The 16908-nt window shown below is 53.2% G+C and carries 15 protein-coding genes; 9 read left to right on the forward strand and 6 right to left on the reverse strand.

Features of this window, described 5'->3' with window-relative positions:
* Nucleotides 1-22: 22 nt before the first annotated feature.
* A complete protein-coding gene (gene cspE / locus ACR8BN_RS20290; protein ID WP_003855207.1) occupies nt 23-235 on the reverse strand; it encodes a transcription antiterminator/RNA stability regulator CspE in 213 nt (70 codons plus the stop codon).
* Nucleotides 236-659: 424 nt separating this feature from the next.
* Entirely contained in the window at nt 660-1856 is a 1197-nt protein-coding gene (locus ACR8BN_RS20295; RefSeq protein ID WP_069026717.1) for an MFS transporter, read from the reverse strand.
* Between the two features lie 294 nt (nt 1857-2150).
* Between ACR8BN_RS20295 and ACR8BN_RS20300 the strand changes: the two genes are divergently transcribed.
* The 4 genes from ACR8BN_RS20300 to ACR8BN_RS20315 all read left to right on the forward strand — a co-directional run bounded on the left by ACR8BN_RS20300 (nt 2151) and on the right by ACR8BN_RS20315 (nt 6697).
* Nucleotides 2151-2900: an NAD-dependent epimerase/dehydratase family protein gene (locus ACR8BN_RS20300; protein ID WP_434747797.1), complete on the forward strand. Its 750-nt coding sequence runs from the start codon at nt 2151-2153 to the stop codon at nt 2898-2900.
* 128 nt (nt 2901-3028) lie between these two features.
* Nucleotides 3029-3358: a TetR family transcriptional regulator C-terminal domain-containing protein gene (locus tag ACR8BN_RS20305; RefSeq protein WP_434747803.1), complete on the forward strand. Its 330-nt coding sequence runs from the start codon at nt 3029-3031 to the stop codon at nt 3356-3358.
* Between the two features lie 472 nt (nt 3359-3830).
* The gene (locus tag ACR8BN_RS20310) at nt 3831-5216 is read left to right on the forward strand and encodes a diaminobutyrate--2-oxoglutarate transaminase (protein WP_434747798.1); all 1386 of its coding nucleotides are present in this window, start codon (nt 3831-3833) and stop codon (nt 5214-5216) included.
* A 14-nt stretch (nt 5217-5230) separates the two neighbouring features.
* Complete coding sequence (locus ACR8BN_RS20315) at nt 5231-6697, forward strand: pyridoxal phosphate-dependent decarboxylase family protein (RefSeq protein WP_039389056.1); 1467 nt, start codon at nt 5231-5233, stop codon at nt 6695-6697.
* Nucleotides 6698-6849: 152 nt separating this feature from the next.
* Here ACR8BN_RS20315 and ACR8BN_RS20320 read toward each other — a convergent pair whose 3' ends face one another.
* On the reverse strand, nt 6850-7725 hold the full coding sequence (locus ACR8BN_RS20320; protein ID WP_031592411.1) for a LysR family transcriptional regulator: 876 nt from the start codon (nt 7723-7725) through the stop codon (nt 6850-6852).
* A 168-nt stretch (nt 7726-7893) separates the two neighbouring features.
* On the opposite strand from ACR8BN_RS20320, the gene ACR8BN_RS20325 reads away from it, so the two are divergent.
* Both ACR8BN_RS20325 and ACR8BN_RS20330 read left to right on the forward strand, forming a co-directional pair.
* Nucleotides 7894-8898, forward strand: coding sequence for an NAD(P)H-dependent flavin oxidoreductase (locus tag ACR8BN_RS20325; protein WP_434747799.1), 1005 nt, complete (start codon nt 7894-7896; stop codon nt 8896-8898).
* A 387-nt stretch (nt 8899-9285) separates the two neighbouring features.
* Nucleotides 9286-9429: a hypothetical protein gene (locus tag ACR8BN_RS20330; protein WP_434747800.1), complete on the forward strand. Its 144-nt coding sequence runs from the start codon at nt 9286-9288 to the stop codon at nt 9427-9429.
* 268 nt (nt 9430-9697) lie between these two features.
* On the opposite strand, the gene ACR8BN_RS20335 is transcribed toward ACR8BN_RS20330, so the two are convergent.
* Nucleotides 9698-11011, reverse strand: coding sequence for an MFS transporter (locus ACR8BN_RS20335; protein ID WP_434747801.1), 1314 nt, complete (start codon nt 11009-11011; stop codon nt 9698-9700).
* A gap of 207 nt (nt 11012-11218) precedes the next feature.
* Between ACR8BN_RS20335 and ACR8BN_RS20340 the strand changes: the two genes are divergently transcribed.
* The gene (locus tag ACR8BN_RS20340) at nt 11219-11530 is read left to right on the forward strand and encodes a VF530 family DNA-binding protein (protein ID WP_010247254.1); all 312 of its coding nucleotides are present in this window, start codon (nt 11219-11221) and stop codon (nt 11528-11530) included.
* 72 nt (nt 11531-11602) lie between these two features.
* Here the strand turns inward: ACR8BN_RS20340 and mqo are convergent, their stop codons facing one another.
* Entirely contained in the window at nt 11603-13252 is a 1650-nt protein-coding gene (gene mqo / locus ACR8BN_RS20345) for a malate dehydrogenase (quinone) (protein ID WP_434747599.1), read from the reverse strand.
* A 306-nt stretch (nt 13253-13558) separates the two neighbouring features.
* Between mqo and ACR8BN_RS20350 the strand changes: the two genes are divergently transcribed.
* On the forward strand, nt 13559-15193 hold the full coding sequence (locus ACR8BN_RS20350) for a sensor histidine kinase (protein WP_072044072.1): 1635 nt from the start codon (nt 13559-13561) through the stop codon (nt 15191-15193).
* Nucleotides 15190-15909, forward strand: a complete 720-nt coding sequence (dcuR, locus tag ACR8BN_RS20355; RefSeq protein WP_009093030.1) for a two-component system response regulator DcuR — start codon at nt 15190-15192, stop codon at nt 15907-15909. The genes ACR8BN_RS20350 and dcuR overlap by 4 nt, the downstream gene beginning before the upstream one ends.
* Here dcuR and ACR8BN_RS20360 read toward each other — a convergent pair.
* On the reverse strand, nt 15903-16865 hold the full coding sequence (locus tag ACR8BN_RS20360) for an FAD:protein FMN transferase (protein WP_434747600.1): 963 nt from the start codon (nt 16863-16865) through the stop codon (nt 15903-15905). The genes dcuR and ACR8BN_RS20360 overlap by 7 nt on opposite strands.
* Between the last annotated feature and the right edge of the window lie 43 nt (nt 16866-16908).

The following is a 16908-nucleotide window of genomic DNA, read 5'->3' on the forward strand; positions in this document are numbered from 1 at the left end:
AAGCGCTATTGATAATTAAGGCTTACATAGGGACAACGTTTGCCGCTGAAGGACCTTTAGCGCCGTTTTCAATAGTGAATTCGACCTGCTGACCTTCGTCCAGAGTTTTATAATCGTTGCTCTGAATTGCAGAGAAATGTACGAATACATCTTTGCTGCCATCCTGAGGAGAGATAAAACCGAAACCTTTACCAGCGTCAAACCATTTTACTAAACCAGTCATTTTATTAGACATCGATAATTCCTTAATTTATGAGCCACAAAGTGGCGAAGATGGCCTGTCTTTCAGAAGGTAACTTACCAGGCTTTTAGGAGGAGACTCATGAATAAGGGTATCTTGTGATATCGCTTGCACTGAGGACTGCTTTACTAAAACTGCTTTGATAAGGTCTGTGTTCCAAACCGATGAAGCTATTAAGCCACGCCTCACCGACATTAGCAAACATTATTTTAATTTACTTTTAACATCCAGACGTCCGGAGCGCCTTTGTTGATTTCCCGAGCATTTTGAAATATCAGGGATGACATAATGATAATTTTCGCTGAACGGTCAGAGAGTAAATAATAGTGCGGTTAATCATTGCTGAAAAATAATACGGCGGCCCTGTACTAATAAAGCGCAGCGATAAACAGTATCGCTGCGCCCTGCTTTACTCATATCAGGCCAGTTGAGTCTGCTGACGGGCAGCATGTCGCGCCGTGAGCACAAAGACCATCAGACCGGCCACGCCCAGCGCAACACCCACCCACGCGGTGGAGATCCAGCCATAGCCCAGCGACACCGTCAGGCCCCCAAGATACGCGCCCATCGCATTGGCAATGTTCAGCGCCGAGTGATTCATCGCAGCCGCCAGGGTTTGCGACTCGTTGGCGACATCCATCAGGCGAATCTGCAATGACGGCAGCAGCACTGAGCAGGTGCCGATCAGGAACGTAGCCAGCAGGCCAGTTGCCACATGCTGAACCAGCACCGGGAAGGCCAGCATCACCAGCACGTTCCATAACAGCGTCCAGCCAATAATATTCAGCACCGGGCCATCAGCCAGACGGCCCCCCACCAGATTACCGATAATCATTCCCAGCCCAAACGCCACCATCGCCCAGGGGATCAGCGAGGGGGAGATGCCAGCAATGTTAATCAGCGTCGGCGCGATATAACTGAAGATAGCGAACATCCCTCCAAATCCTACCGCCCCTACCAGCAGGGTCAGCAGCACCTGCGCGTTTTTCAGCGCGCCCAGTTCCCGCAGCGGATGCGCATCCACATCGCCAGACGTGTAAGGGACATAGCGACCAATCAGCAGGCAGGTCAGCAGACCAATTGCGCCCACAAAGGTGAACACCACGTGCCAGCTAAATAACTGCCCTATCCAGGAGCCCAGCGGCACACCAATCAGGGTCGCTACCGTCAGTCCCAGCATCAGTGACGCCAGCGCGCGGCCACGACGTTCAATTGGCACCAGCGAGGCGGCTACCAGCGACGCCACACCAAAGTAGGCGCCGTGAGGCAGCCCGGTCAGAAAACGCGCCACGAGCAGGCCGTGATAGCTGTCGGCCATCGCGCTGGCAACATTACCGATACTGAACAACGCCATCAGGATCAGCAGCAGCGATTTACGCGCCATTCGCGCCGCCAGTACCGCAATAAATGGCGCACCGACCACCACGCCCAGCGCATAACTGGCAATGGCGTTGCCCGCCTGCGGCTCGGTAATCGCAAGGGAGCGTGAAACATCTGGCAGCAGGCCCATCATGATGAACTCACCGGTACCGATGCCAAAGCCGCCCAGCGCGAGGGCCAGTAATGCCCAGCGGACAAAACCGGCATCGTCGGTTTTATGATTTTTTCTTAACAAAATTGATTCCCAATGGCCAGAACTGAAAAAACTGAAGTGAGCCGGAGAGAGAAAGCAGAGCGTGTTCCCATCCGGTTGAAGCGGGCAGACTATAAAAAGTCAGGCTGCGCTTAGCAACCCATTTATGTGATCTGGCGCACAGTGAAGGCTGCGGTAACGTGGGCATTTATCCGTGCCACTCTGGCGCATAGCGACCTGTTTAAGATCACAATCCGGAAAGCTACGCAGGCCCGAGTCGGGAATCTCTGTTTAACTGACCTCTCAGCGCTTATTTTGCATAACAGGAATCACCAGATGACGAGCAGAGTTATCCTTCTTACCGGTGCCAGCGGGCGAATCGGGCGCACTTTCTTTGCGGCCAGCCAGAACAACTACCGTTTTATCCTGACCGATTTACGTGAGCCGAATTACGCGATACCCGCACCCCATCGTTTTATTGTGGCGGATCTGTCACAACCTGGTGCAGCGGAGAAATTACTGGCTGAAGAGCCTGTCGATACCGTCATCCACCTCGCCGGTATCCCGGATGCGCAGGCCAGTTTCGACGATCTGCTGCCCGCCAATATTCTCTCTACGACCTGGATACTCAAGGCTGCAGCTGAGCACCGCTGTCGTCGTCTGGTCTTTGCCAGCAGTGCGCAGACCATTGAGGGCTACCCGACAGATGTGCAGATACATCCTGGCATGGCTGTTTCGCCCGCGAATCTCTATGGCGTCACCAAATGTTATGGTGAAGCACTTTGCGCCTTCTATGCCAGCCAGCACGGGTTGAGCTGTGTGGCGCTGAGAATCGGGGCGTTTGAACCTGCACTGGATAACAGCCTGCATAATGCGCGGGATTACAGCGCATGGCTGAGTCCGGAAGATGCCGTCAGATTGCTGACTGGCGCTGTCGAGGCAGAGAAGATCACCTTCTTTATTGGTTACGGCATTTCCGATAACCGTTTCAAACGCTTTGATCTGACACAGACGCGAGAAGTGCTGGGCTATACGCCGTCTGATAACGCTTTCAGGGCCTTTTCGCCGGGGGAACTGGATTATTAACCCGTCCCTGACGCCGTGACCGCTGCCAGTCTGCAAACGGCTGTTTATTCTTCATCTCTGTTGCCGCCGGCCCGTCCGGCGGCGGCTTCACTCTCCCGGCAGAGTCAGCACCCTTAACAAAGCAGTGGCTGCTTAATCTGTTCGAAAGTCATCTGCCGAGCGCACCGGATGCAACCTGGCAACTTTATGCTTCATTCTGGCAGATGGCTGCGCATCACGAAGCCTATGCCGCGCTGGCAGAACAGATGACGGCAGCGTGGCAGGCGCTGGTGGAAGAGATAATTCATGACGGTGTCACAGATGGAACGCTGCGTTGTGCCGATATTCCACGCACCGCCCGGCAAATCAGTGCGATGCTAAACGGCTATGCCGATTTGCTGACTATCAATCCGTCGGAGATAAAGGCAAGCGAAGGGATGGCTGACTTAACGCAATTTATTGATCATCTCCTGTCGTAACGTGGATCTGACGCATTATAAAGGCTTTAACAACGCCAGATTTTAATTAAATGTTAATAAAAGGTTTATTATTTTAATTAGTCTGCGCTTTTAATCCGCTATAAATGCAGGTTCTTCAGTCAAACTGACTTATGCTTTTTCCATCTGAGAAGGCCCCTTTTTGATAGCGTTTTGCCCCGGAAACAGCTATTTACACAGATTATTATCATTGACTTAGCACGCTCCGCGCCGGGTAAGCTGGTGTTTTTACGCCATTTATTAACAACGGACTAGCGAAGCGGCAATAATGTATACGTTCACAAACTCACCAAATGATTGATTCCTATAGCAAAGAATCTGTTATCTGCCGATAAAATTAAACGTTGAGTCGGACCTTAAAAACACCTATATTGGCCGCGCTTAAAACACATACCCCCATTTAAATACATTTATTCAACTGCGACGCTACGCCCGTCCCGGTTGTAGGAGAGATATGATGACGGATAAAGTCCGTATTGATAGTTTGAATGCACAGAACTTAAACGCAACCAATGAAACCTATTTAGCCCGTCAGGCTGAATTTGAATCAAACGTTCGAAGTTATCCTCGCAAATTGCCGTTCGCGATTGCGAAAGCACAGGGTGTCTGGATCACAGACGTCGAGAATAATCAGTATCTCGACTGTCTTGCAGGTGCCGGAACGCTGGCATTGGGTCATAACCATCCAGACGTTCTGCAGAGCATTCAAAATGTCATTACCAGCGGCTTGCCGTTACATACTCTTGATTTAACTACGCCGTTAAAAGATGCGTTCTCTGAGTATCTGCTCTCGTTATTACCGGGCCAGGGCAAAGAGTACTGCCTGCAGTTTACCGGCCCGTCGGGCGCAGATGCCGTTGAAGCGGCGCTGAAACTGGCGAAAAAACACACCGGCCGTTCCGGCATCATCAGCTTCTCTGGTGCGTATCACGGCATGACCCACGGCGCGCTGTCGGTTACCGGCAACCTGTCACCAAAAGAAGCGGTCGATGGCTTGATGCCGGAAGTGCAGTTCATGCCTTATCCGCACCTCTACCGCTGCCCGCTGGGCATTGGCGGTGAAGCGGGCGTGAAAGCGCTGACCTATTACTTCGAAAACCTGATCAACGACGTTGAGAGCGGCGTTCGCAAACCGGCAGCCGTCATTCTGGAAGCGGTTCAGGGCGAAGGCGGTGTTAACCCGGCTCCGGCTGAGTGGCTGCAGCGCATCCGTAAAGTGACCAAAGAGCATGGCATTCTGCTGATCATCGACGAAGTGCAGGCGGGTATTGCCCGTACCGGTAAATTCTTCGCCTTTGAGCACGCCGGTATTGAGCCAGACATCATCGTGATGTCAAAAGCGGTCGGCGGCGGTCTGCCACTGGCGGTACTGGGCATTAAGAAAGAGTTCGACGCCTGGTCTCCTGGCCACCACACCGGCACCTTCCGTGGCAACCAGCTCGCAATGGCGACCGGCCTGACTACGCTGAAACTGCTGAAAGATAATAACATCGCTGACAAAGTCGCTGCACAGGGCGAATGGCTGAAAGGCAAACTGGTCGAGCTGCAGCAGCGCTACCCGGTGATCGGCAACGTGCGTGGTCTGGGTCTGATGATCGGCATTGAGCTGGTGAAACCTGACGAAGCCGCTGATCACATGGGCAGCTTCCCGGCAGACGGCGAGCTCTCCGCGCTGGTACAGAAAAAATGTTTTGAGAACGGCCTGATTCTGGAGCGTGGCGGACGTCACGGCAGCGTATTACGTCTGCTGCCTTCCCTGCTGATCACAGATGCAGAACTGGACGTGTTTATGGATAAATTTGAAAACGCCCTGCTGTCAGCTGGCGTGAAACCAGTTTGAGTGGAGTGAATGCAATGTCCCGGTTAAACCCGATTCTGGCGGCCTCAGCACAGAGTACCGAGGCCTACCAGCAGGCGATTGCCCAGAGTAGCGCGGCCGTCGTGAAGTGGCTGGAACAACCTGAGATGTATCAGGGAAAAACCGTCGCAGAGCTGCGCGAGCGCATTAAGCTGGACTTCAATCCTCAGGGCCTGGGCAACCAGGCCGCGATTGAACGCGCCATTGAGTACTTCCTCAAAGACAGCCTGTCGGTTCATCATCCGCAGTGTGTGGCGCATCTGCACTGCCCGAGCCTGGTTATCAGCCAGGCGGCGGAAGTGCTGATTAACGCCACCAACCAGAGTATGGATTCGTGGGACCAGGCACCTTCAGCCACCCTGATTGAGATGAAGCTGATTGAGTGGCTGCGCACCCAGGTGGGTTATCAGCCCGGCGACGCGGGTGTGTTCACCAGCGGCGGCACCCAGAGTAACCTGATGGGTCTGATGCTGGCGCGTGACGCCTGGTTTGCCCGTCAGGGTCATTCTGTTCAGCAGGATGGTTTAACCGGCGATCTGAAGAAGATTAAAGTCTTCTGTTCAGAGAATGCGCACTTCTCAGTTCAGAAGAACATGGCGCTGCTGGGTCTGGGCTATCAATCCGTAACGCAGGTGAAATGCGATCGCTTTGCCCGCATGGATATGGATGACCTGCGCCACAAGCTGGCAGCCTCCAAAGCCAACGGTGAAAACATTTTGGCGATTGTTGCCACGGCGGGTACTACCGATGCCGGTGCGATCGACCCCCTGCGTGAAATCGCGGCGCTGGCAGCCGAAGAGAACATCTGGGTGCACGTCGATGCGGCCTGGGGCGGCGCACTGCTGCTCTCAGAAAAGTATCGTGACTATCTGGATGGTATTGAGCTGGTCGATTCCATTACCCTGGACTTCCACAAGCAGTTCTTCCAGACCATCAGCTGTGGTGCTTTCCTGCTGAAGGAAGCGCGCCACTATGAGCTGATGCGCTACCAGGCGGCCTATCTGAACTCTGAGTTTGATGAAGCGCAGGGTGTGCCGAATCTGGTGTCCAAATCCCTTCAGACCACCCGCCGTTTTGATGCACTGAAACTGTGGATGGGTCTGGAAGCACTGGGTCAGAAACAGTATGCCGAAATCATCGATCACGGTGTGACACTGGCGCAGCAGGTTGCACAGTACGTTGATGAGCAGCCTGCGCTGGAGCTGGTGATGAAACCGCAACTGGCCAGCGTGCTGTTCCGCTATCGTCCGGCGCATCTGGCGCACTTCAGCAGTGCGGATATTGCGCTGCTGAATCAGCGCATCGGTGATGCCCTGCTGGAATCGGGCCGCGCCAACGTTGGTGTAACCGAGTTCGATGGCGTGACCTGCCTGAAGATGACCCTGCTGAATCCGACAGTAACGCTGGAAGATATCAAAGTGTTGCTGACATTGGTGGAAACCACGGCACAGCAGCTGGTGTAAATACTGGAAATAGTGGCGTTAAGGTCACTATCAGAGGCGCCTCAGGGCGCCTTCTCTTTTTCTGTGTTTATCCCTTTCATTCATCGGTGAGGCTACAGTGCCTGTGAGCTGGTTTGCCGGACACCTCCGCCTCTGACCCTTTTGTGTAGCCCCTATCCAATCTTGTATTGACTCACCCATTCGGCACAAAACTCCAGATACGCGAGTGTGATGGCTGAAGGATGTTTGTGCCGGACATAGACCAGATGTAAGGGCATCGAGTGAGTCGGATAATCGGGCAACAACCGCACCAGCTTCCCGCTCTCCACATCAGGTTTCACTAAAAAATCAAACAACAGCGATACTCCGGCACCGCTCAGTGCGTAATGGCGCAGGCCCTGCGTGTTGTTGGAGGAAAAAAACGGCTCAAATTTTACCTTCTCGTCTCCGGATACCCACTCAAAGGAACCACTGTTAAGCCCTTCCCAGCTGGCTATCGGACACGTCGCCAGCGCCGCCAGCGTCTGCGGATGTCCAAAGCGTTCAGCCAGTTCAGGCGTGGCAACAAACCATGCCTCGACATTCATAACCGGTTTGGCAATCACATCTTCGGTATGCAACTCGCCCAGCCTGAGTGCCACGTCAATGCCATCTTCAAACAGATCCACCACTCTTTCCCCTGAGTGGCAAAACACTTTGATATCAGGATAACGTTGCTGAAACGCATGCAGCAACGCCCACCAGATGGTGAAGTCAGGCGGCACCGATATTCGCAGTTTGCCCGCCAGTTTGTGCGCAGACCTGACCGTTTTGGTGGCCTCTTCCAGCAATTCCAGGCCAGGTCGCGATTGCTCAAAGAACTGTTGTCCTTTGTAGGTCGGCCTGACCCCTTTCTTTGATCGCTCCAGTAACTGCACACCCAGTGCCTGCTCCAGCTCATTCACTTTCCGCACCAGCGTAGAAATGGGGATAGCTGTTCTCTCACTTGCCGCTGAAAAGCTGCCTGCCTGAACGACCGCAATAAAGAGTTTTGTCGCGTTGAGATCCATTATCTTTCCATATCTGGCAAACATGTACCCAATTCTGACCATTTACTTCTTATTTTCAACTATTAAAATCCCTGTTTTGGCTAAGAGAATAAAAATAAAACGGCCAGTAAAAAATTCTTATTTCTAACGAATAAGTCTGGCTACACAGTATCCGGATAAGGAAAAACTATGAAAAACCGTGTGACAGAAATTCTGAATATTCGCTATCCCATTATTCAGGCACCCATGTACTTTCTGACCAATGCAACGTTTGTTGCCGCAGTATCAAACGCAGGCGGATTAGGCATAATTGGCCCCAACGCCGGGCAGGATACATTGCCGGACTCTCGTTTCATGGCGCTGGAGCGCATGCGTGAGCAAATCAGAAAAACGAAACAGCTGACCGATAAACCTTTTGGGGCAACCCTGATCAATGGGCCGGATATGAGTTTCTGGCGACCCACCGCTGAAATGTTTGTTGAAGAGAAAGTTGAGGTCGTTTTAGTTAATGAGCTGCTCGATGCCGAAATATTCGATTTTCTGAAACAACATCGAATCAAAATCCTTTATCGTGCGCTGACGCCTGACGTAGCCAATTCACAGCAGGCCGAAAAGCTTGGCGCAGATATCATTGTCGCCACCGGATTTGATGAAGGCGGCACCGTGCCATTACGCATTATTGGAACGTTCAGCATCGTGCCCATGATCGCTGACAGTGTGAAAATTCCGGTGCTGGCGGCAGGGGGCATTGGGGATGTGCGGGGCGTGCGTGCAGCCATGGCGTTAGGTGCAGAAGGCGTCTGGATAGGCAGCCTGTTTTTAACCGCACAGGAGAACCCGGCAGATGAGAAGGTCAAGCAGCTGATTGTTTCATCGAGCGCAGAAGATCTGCTACTTTTCCGCACCCTGCCCGCTTATTACCGGACATTGCCAACGCCGCTCAGCCCCAGGCTGGCAGAGCTTGATGCGCAGGGTGCTGACCGTGAAACCCTGTTCACTGCAATGAATGGCTACCACTCTTTATGGCAGGCGATGCGACTGGGCAATTTTGACAAAGGTGTTGTTTCGACAGGCACCGGCATCTCGATGATCAAATCGGTGCGAACCGTTGCAGCCATCGTCGCCGATCTGGCACAGGATTTCATTATACAGCCGGAGAAACAGAAATCTGACGACACCGTTCTCAGTCTGTAATCTGTTTAAAGTTAGGGATGAACGTCGCCACCCTCGGGATCCGGTTGTCGGATGAGTCCGGACCGGGTCCAGCACGCTGCCCGCCGTGTTGAACTGTGGACCGTTATTCAGCTTTTCCTCTTCGCAGCCTGAAGCCATACAGGTTCAACTCTTTTCAGTCAAACAGACAGCAGGGAAATTAACAGATTTTATTCCCTCATTTAGATTTCGTTTATTTCATAATTTGCATGACGCCTTTATTTCAGCAGAGTCTGAAAAACCGCATCGCGATCAATATATAAAAATTTTAATTCAGCCATAATTAATCAACGCTCACGTTAAGTCACTGATAAAAGTGAATAACATATTACAGATAAGAATAGTTTAATCCCACAGGAATTAACGCTTATGCTCCTGCGTAAAATAGTTATCATTCTTCTCGGTATGATTATGGCTGCTGTCATCATTATTGCCGACAACCATGCTCATAAAGTTAATTGCCGTGATCAGGTTTTCACTTTGCCATCATCGCAAGGTGAATTACTTCGCTGAATCCTTCTCTCCAGCATCCTCTTTGGCTTCAGACCCTTTGACGGTGTTGATGACGCGTGAAGACCAGAAACTTTGATCCGGCTGAATCGCTTACGGGATAAAACCCTGTTACATCGACCTGAACAGAGCGGCACGTTACGCCAGTGAGATTACAACTGCATTTCTGATCAGCAGGCTGGTTTGTTACCCTTCCCGGCAGCGATGTAAATAAAAATGCTGCATGACGCTAATGCAGCCTGAATTTTCCGCTCAGCTTGCTTGCCCACACTCAGCGCGATGGTGGCTCATCCAGCAGCCGCAGGTGGTCATCTTTGTTCAGGGTCATCAGCGCAACAATACTGACCAGCGCAGTCGCCATCACATACCAGGCGGGGATATCGGGATTACCGGTCTCTTTAATCAGCCCGGTGATGATCAATCCGGCACAGCCGGAAAACACCGCGTTAGAAAGCGAATAGGCCAGACCCAGTCCGGTATAACGCACCCGCGTCGGGAACATCTCTGCCAGCATCGCAGGACCCGGTCCGGCCAGCAATCCGACCACTCCGCCCGCGATAAACACCACCAGCGCTTTCAGCAGCAGCCCGGTGCTCTCTGCCTGAAGTATGTTAAGCAGCGGCAGAGAGAGCACCAGCAGCAATACCGCCGCTGTCACCATTACTGCACGGCGACCGATCCTGTCGCTGAGCATCCCGGCCGGGATGATGGTGGCAGCAAAGCCCAGGTTCGATATCACTGCAATCAGCAACGCCTGGTTAAAGCCGGTGTGCAGCGATGCCTGCAGGTACGTCGGCATAATCACCAGCCAGGTGTAACCGGCAGCGGACCAGACCATCAGCCGGCAGATACCGAGCAGGATCGTTTTCAGCGTATCGCCAAGGCTGGCGTCAACTTTTGCAACGGGTTTTGCCTGCTGCTGAATAAACGCCGGGGTCTCCTCCATCTGAACCCGCAGCCAGAGCGCGATGACACCCAGCGGCAGAGCAATGAAGAACGGAATGCGCCAGCCCCAGCTCAGCATCTGCTCCGGCGACAGCAGCAGTGAGAGCAGCGCCACGATGCCCGCACCAGCCAGTAATCCCAGCGCCACAGTAAAAGATTGCCACGCCCCGTAAAGGCCCCGCTTACCGCGCGGCGCAAACTCGGTCATCAGCGATACCGCCCCGCCATACTCACCCCCCGCGAACAGGCCCTGCAGAATACGCAGACCGGTCACGATCAGTGGCGCCAGGATGCCTATCTGGGCGTAGGTGGGTACCAGGCCGATAGCCGCCGTCGCCAGCGTCATCATGATCAACACAAATATCAGCGTGGGTTTGCGCCCGATACGGTCACCCATCCGGCCGAAAATGATTGCACCGAGTGGACGGAAGAAAAAGGCGATGGCGAATGACGCATAGGTCAGCAGAAGCCCGGTCAGCGCTGACTCCCCTTCCAGCCGGAAAAAGTTCTGCGCTATCACGGTGGCAAGAAAGCCATAGACCGCAAACTCATACCATTCAATGAAATTACCTACCGAACCGGCAATCAGAGCACGTTTACGGCTGGCGGAGCTGAGCAGATTATCGACGGGCACAGACATGGCAGGGGATCCTTTTTGAGCATCATCAGTCGCTTATGATTAGCACAATCGCCGCACGCCTGCGCACTCTTCTGCCTGTCACGTTAACTCAGACACAGAAATCTGCGCTTAACGCGCCACGGCACGCCCTTTTTCACCTTCACGCCTTGCACAACGGCTTTACGATTGTCAGGATGTGCGGCATTGAATGAATCAGGCGGATAGATGATGAACGCACAAACCTCAAAAGATCCTCTGCATGGCGTAACGCTGGAGATGCAGATAAACAGTTTAGTCGCGCAGTATGGCTGGGCGGAGCTGGGAAAACGGATCAACATTAACTGCTTTAAAAGCGATCCGAGTGTTAAATCAAGCCTGAAGTTTTTGCGGCGCACGCCCTGGGCGCGGGCTGAAGTCGAAGCGCTTTATCTCGCCTCGTTAAAAGAGGAACCGGCCTCCCGCGAAGCACCGTCTGAAGAGGCGGATCAGGCACCCGCAGAAGATCCCTGGGGCAACTGGCGCGGTAACCAGCCGGAGTAACGGGCAGACAACGCGGCAATAAAAAAGCCCGCGCAGGATACCTGTGCGGGCTTTTTTTACGTCAGGTCGCTGTTACAGCGCCATGTCGTGCTTCGCTGAAGGCGCTGACTGCTCAGGCTGTGCTGCTGGCGCCTCGGCTGCTTTGCCATCCATGTTGATAACCGGCGGCGTGGTCAGCTGCAGAGTCGCAGCGGTGTCATTCCATACCTGCTGCAGCATCGGCACGTTGTCATTCAGTTTCTGACCGTAGCCTGGGATCATCTTGTGGATCTTGGCCTGCCATTCCGCTGACTTAAACTCTTCCGGGAACAGTTTCTGCATCACGCTTAACGCGATAGGCGCAGCGGTCGATGCACCGGGAGAAGCACCCAGCAGTGCCGCCACGGTTTTCTGCTGATCGGTCACAATTTCCGTGCCCAGTTTCAGCACGCCACCTTTGTCAGCATCTTTCTTGATGATCTGTACGCGCTGACCAGCCTGAATCAGTTTCCAGTCCTCTTTCTTCGCGTCCGGGTAGTACTCTTTCAGCGCTTCGAAGCGATCTTCTTCTGTCAGCATCACCTGGCCAACCAGGTATTTCACCAGGTCGAAGTTATCCATGCCCACGTCGGTCATTGGCACGATGTTATGGGTAGTGGTGGTGCTCAGCAGGTCAAACAGTGAACCATTTTTCAGGAACTTGGTTGAGAAGGTCGCGAACGGTCCAAACAGCACGACGCGTTTGCCATCCAGATAACGGGTATCCAGATGCGGAACGGACATCGGTGGTGCACCGGTAGACGCCTGACCGTAGACTTTCGCCAGGTGACGAGCGGCAATCGCCTTGTTTTCCGTTACCAGGAATGAACCACCGACCGGGAAGCCTGCATAGTTTTCCGCTTCCGGGATGCCGGTCTTCTGCAGTAATTTCAGCGCGCCGCCGCCAGCACCAATAAAGACATATTTCGCGTCAACCGCACGCTCATTGCCGTTTTTGGCATCTTTAATGGTGACGTGCCATGAGTTATCACCGTTACGTTTGAAATCGGTGACTTCAGACGAGGTTTCCAGACGGAAGTTGTCATTCTTCTTCAGACTGCCGATGAGCTGACGGGTAATTTCGCCGTAGTTTACGTCGGTGCCGACTGGCGTCCAGGTTGCGGCCACTTTCTGCTGGGGATCACGACCTTCCATCACCAGCGGTGCCCACTGCTCGATCTGCTTGTGATCGGTAGAGAACTTCATGCCCTGGAACAGCGCGGTTTTCTGTAACGCCGCATAGCGTTTAGTCAGGAAGTCGACGTTGTCGCCCCAGACGAAGCTCATGTGTGGCGTTGAGTTGATGAAAGAGCGCGGATCGTGCATCACACCCTCTTTGACCTGCGAACTCCAGAACTGGCGTGAAACCATGAAGGCTTCGTTGATTTCCAGCGCTTTCGTCACGTCGATCGAGCCGTCTTTACGCTCTGGCGTATAGTTCAGCTCCATATTGGCAGAGTGACCGGTACCGGCGTTATTCCAGCCGTTAGAGGATTCCAGTGCCACACCATCCAGCTTCTCAACCATGATCTGTTTCCAGCCAGGCTGCAGCTCTTCCAGCATGGTGCCCATTGAGGCGCTCATGATGCCGCCACCAATTAACAGGACGTCGGTTTTTTCTGGTGAAGTTTCAGCATGCAGTGCTGAAGAAACTAACAAGGCCGCGAGGGAAAGAGTGGGAATAACTTTCTTTGAATTCATCATTTTAATCTACAGCTCAGACGGTACTGGTTAAAAAAAGTCCTTAAAGTTTAAAATAATGTTATTTGTGAGTTAATGTGAAAATAGTTATAAAATTAAAAATAGCAATTTAGCCTTAATTTAATTACAAAAGGCTTACTCAATTACTCACATATTTTAACCACACATTAAGGGTGTCCTTTGAATTATACAATCCCCTAACACAAATATTGTTCTCCGGTGATTGCCCGCGCGCAGACCGCTAAAACTGTACTGATGCGGTCAGTTAGCGTATGTTTCCGGGCGATCTCCCACCCGTGCTGAACGCCAATGACAAGCCAACCACAGAACCGACATGCCGTGACTAAACGACCCATGAAACTCAGTACCCTGACCACCCTGATGATGACTGCGGTTATCGTCACCGTGCTGCTTGCTGTCCATCTGCTCTATTTTGTGCAGATCGATAACTTTGCTCAGTCGCATCTTAAAGATAAGGCGATGGCGGTGGCACGCACTCTGGCAGACAGCCCTGAAGTCCAGCGTGGGTTGCTGTTACCGGATGGCAGCAGCCAGATTCAGCCACTGGCTGAAGCCGCGCGCAAACGCAACGGCCTGCTGTTTGTGGTGGTGACGGATATGCGTGGCATTCGCTTTTCACACCCAAACGCGGCGGTGATTGGCAAACATTTTGTCGGCAACGATATCTATCCGGCCCTCAGCGGGCGGGAAAATGTGGCGGTAAATCACGGCGTACTGGTAGAGGCACTGCGGGTATTTACTCCGGTCTATAACGCAGAGCATCAGCAGATTGGTGTGGTGGCGATCGGCATCGCGCTGAATGATGTAGCGGCGCAGATTGCCAAAAGCCGATGGAACATTGTCTGGACTGTCTTATTTGGCGGCCTGGTTGGCCTGCTGGGAATTCTTATTCTGGTCAGACGCCTGAAGAGCATATTGCTCGGGCTGGAGCCGCATGAAATTTCCAGCCTGTTCGAGCAGCGTCAGGCGATCCTCAATTCTATTAAGGAGGGTGTGATTGCGGTAGATGATGAGTCACGCGTCAGCCTGATTAACCACGCGGCGCAGCAGCTACTTCATGAGACCACCCGCAAGATGCCATTAAGCGGCGATCTGATTGCTGAGGAGAGCGTGATGCACCGCCATCAGCAGGATGCGCTGCATGCGGGCAAAGCCTGGCACGATCAGGAGCTGACGCTGGGTAATCGCATCCTGATCAGCAATACCGTGCCGGTTCGCAGTCGTGACCGCATTATCGGCGCGGTGACCACCTTCAGGGACAAGACCGAGATCAGCCAGCTGATGCAGCGTCTGGACGGCATGGTAAACTATGTAGACGCGTTACGTGAACGGTCCCATGAGTTCATGAATAAGCTGCATGTCATTCTGGGCCTGCTGCATATGAAAAACTATGCGCAGATGGAAGAGTACATCCTGAAAACCGCCAACGCCTATCAGACGGAGATTGGTTCGCTGCTGCAAAAGATCAAATCGCCCATCATTGCGGGTTTCCTGCTCAGCAAAATCAACCGGGTGACCGATGAAGGCCATCAGCTGATTATCGATGAGGCGAGTTTTCTGCCCGACTGCGGCAGCGAGGAGCAGAGCGCGGTATTGATTACGGTGCTGGGCAATTTAATTGAAAATGCGCTTGAGGCGCTGGACCCGGAAACCGAAGGAGAGATCCACCTCATGCTGCATTATCAGAATGGCTGGTTAGCCTGTGAAGTGAGTGATGACGGACCCGGGATCGACGCTACGCAGCTCAGCGCCATTTTTGAGCGTGGCGTCTCGTCAAAAGGCGAAGATCGCGGTGTCGGGTTGTTTCTGGTTAAACAGCAGACCGAAAGCCTGGGCGGCAGTGTCAGTGTCGAGTCGGAACCGGGTGTATTCACCCAATTCTTAGTACAACTTCCGTGGGAGAGAGGAATGATTACCCAATGATCAATGTGTTAGTTGTCGATGATGACGCCATGGTAGCCGAGCTGAATCGCTGTTATATCGGGCAGATCCCAGGCTTTACCTGCTGCGGTACCGCCTCAACCTTACAGCAGGCCAAAGAGCGGCTGGCGCAGGCCGAACCTCAGGTTGATCTGATCCTGCTGGATATCTATATGCAGCAGGAAAACGGTCTCGACCTGTTGCCGGAACTGCGCAGCGCAGGACGTCCGGTTGACGTGATTATTATCTCGTCAGCAGCAGATGCCGCCACCATCAAAACCTCACTCAACTATGGTGTGGTGGATTATCTGATCAAGCCTTTCCAGTTTGCCCGCTTTGAAGAGGCGCTGACTGGCTGGCGACAGAAAAAATCGCTGATGGATAATCATCAGTTCTATCAGCAGTCGGACGTTGATCAGCTGTTGCATGGCAATCCGCCGGGGGCCAGCGAGCAGAAGCGACTGCCGAAAGGATTAACGCCGCAGACGCTGCGCACCCTGTGTCTGTGGATCGACGCCCATCCGGGTACCGAGTTCTCCACCGACGAACTGGCAACCGAGGTGAATATCTCCCGCGTCTCCTGCCGCAAGTACCTGATCTGGCTGGCGCAGATTAATATTCTGTTCACCAGTATTCATTATGGGGTTACGGGCCGTCCGGTTTATCGCTACCGCCTGCAGCCGGAGTATCACACCTTACTCAAACAATATTGTCAGTGAACCAGCCGGTAATCGGTGTCCAGTAACTGAAAAGAAAAGTGACGTTGTGACGAGCAGATCACCTGCCTGTCACGGGTCACAAATATCGCTTCAATGCCCGGTTGCTCTGCCAGGCAGGCAATGCCCTGTTCAACGCCGAGGCCGTAAAGCAGTGTGGTGTAGATGTCGCCATCCAGTGACCGGTCAGAGATCACAGTGACGCTCATCAGGTCGTTATCCAGCGGATAACCGCTACGCGGGTCGAGGATGTGGTGATAACAGACGCCATCCAGCTCGAAATAACGCTCATAGATACCGGATGTCACCACCGAGCGATTATTCACGCCGATCACCCCGATCAGCTCATCGGCCTCACCAAAAGGTTTTTTCAGGCCGATTGCCCAGCCAGTTTCTTCTGGCGGCGCACCCACCGTCTGCACATTTCCGCCCAGATTAATCAGCGCACTGCTGACCTGCTGCTGGCGCAAGAATGCCTGCACAACATCTGCGATATAGCCCTTGGCGATGGCGCCCAGGTCAATCTCCATCCCAGGTCGCGCCAGCATGACACTGCGGCTTGCGTTATCAAGAATAACGTCATGCGGATTCGTCAGCGCCTTGCGCGCCTGAAGTTCTGTCTCTGATGGAACACGGTGGCCCTGAAAGCCGATTTTCCAGCACTTCACCAGCGGGCCGATAGCCAGATTAAACAGGCTGTCGGGCAGCAGGCTCACCGCATGCGCACAGGCAATCAGGTCAAACACCGGCTGACTGACGATCACCGGATGCTGCCCTGCCGCGTGATTAATCGCCATCACTTCCGACGCCGTGCGGTTAACCGTGAAGAGATTCTCCTGCTGTTTAATCAGGCGGAAGACCTGTCCGGCCAGGGTCTGATTATCGTCGAAGAGTTTGAGCAGGATGGGTGAACCCATTAAGACAGCGGAGTAAGCATAGACACGCGCATCAGTTAACATAGGCGACTCTGCTTTAGAAAGAAAAGAGCGGCATCCGCAGGGC

The organism is Pantoea sp. Lu_F5_004 (assembly GCF_051136245.1).
GTDB lineage: Bacteria > Pseudomonadota > Gammaproteobacteria > Enterobacterales > Enterobacteriaceae > Pantoea > Pantoea agglomerans.

Bases quoted from the DNA above. Each gene is read 5' to 3' on its own strand.
- ACR8BN_RS20300 (WP_434747797.1), top strand. From the start codon at position 2,151: ATGACGAGCAGAGTTATCCTTCTTACCGGTGCCAGCGGGCGAATCGGG.
- cspE (WP_003855207.1), bottom strand. From the start codon at position 235: ATGTCTAATAAAATGACTGGTTTAGTAAAATGGTTTGACGCTGGTAAA.
- ACR8BN_RS20320 (WP_031592411.1), bottom strand. From the start codon at position 7,725: ATGGATCTCAACGCGACAAAACTCTTTATTGCGGTCGTTCAGGCAGGC.
- ACR8BN_RS20335 (WP_434747801.1), bottom strand. From the start codon at position 11,011: ATGTCTGTGCCCGTCGATAATCTGCTCAGCTCCGCCAGCCGTAAACGT.
- ACR8BN_RS20350 (WP_072044072.1), top strand. From the start codon at position 13,559: ATGACAAGCCAACCACAGAACCGACATGCCGTGACTAAACGACCCATG.
- ACR8BN_RS20310 (WP_434747798.1), top strand. From the start codon at position 3,831: ATGATGACGGATAAAGTCCGTATTGATAGTTTGAATGCACAGAACTTA.
- ACR8BN_RS20360 (WP_434747600.1), bottom strand. From the start codon at position 16,865: ATGTTAACTGATGCGCGTGTCTATGCTTACTCCGCTGTCTTAATGGGT.
- ACR8BN_RS20315 (WP_039389056.1), top strand. From the start codon at position 5,231: ATGTCCCGGTTAAACCCGATTCTGGCGGCCTCAGCACAGAGTACCGAG.
- ACR8BN_RS20340 (WP_010247254.1), top strand. From the start codon at position 11,219: ATGAACGCACAAACCTCAAAAGATCCTCTGCATGGCGTAACGCTGGAG.
- dcuR (WP_009093030.1), top strand. From the start codon at position 15,190: ATGATCAATGTGTTAGTTGTCGATGATGACGCCATGGTAGCCGAGCTG.
- ACR8BN_RS20325 (WP_434747799.1), top strand. From the start codon at position 7,894: ATGAAAAACCGTGTGACAGAAATTCTGAATATTCGCTATCCCATTATT.
- mqo (WP_434747599.1), bottom strand. From the start codon at position 13,252: ATGATGAATTCAAAGAAAGTTATTCCCACTCTTTCCCTCGCGGCCTTG.
- ACR8BN_RS20330 (WP_434747800.1), top strand. From the start codon at position 9,286: ATGCTCCTGCGTAAAATAGTTATCATTCTTCTCGGTATGATTATGGCT.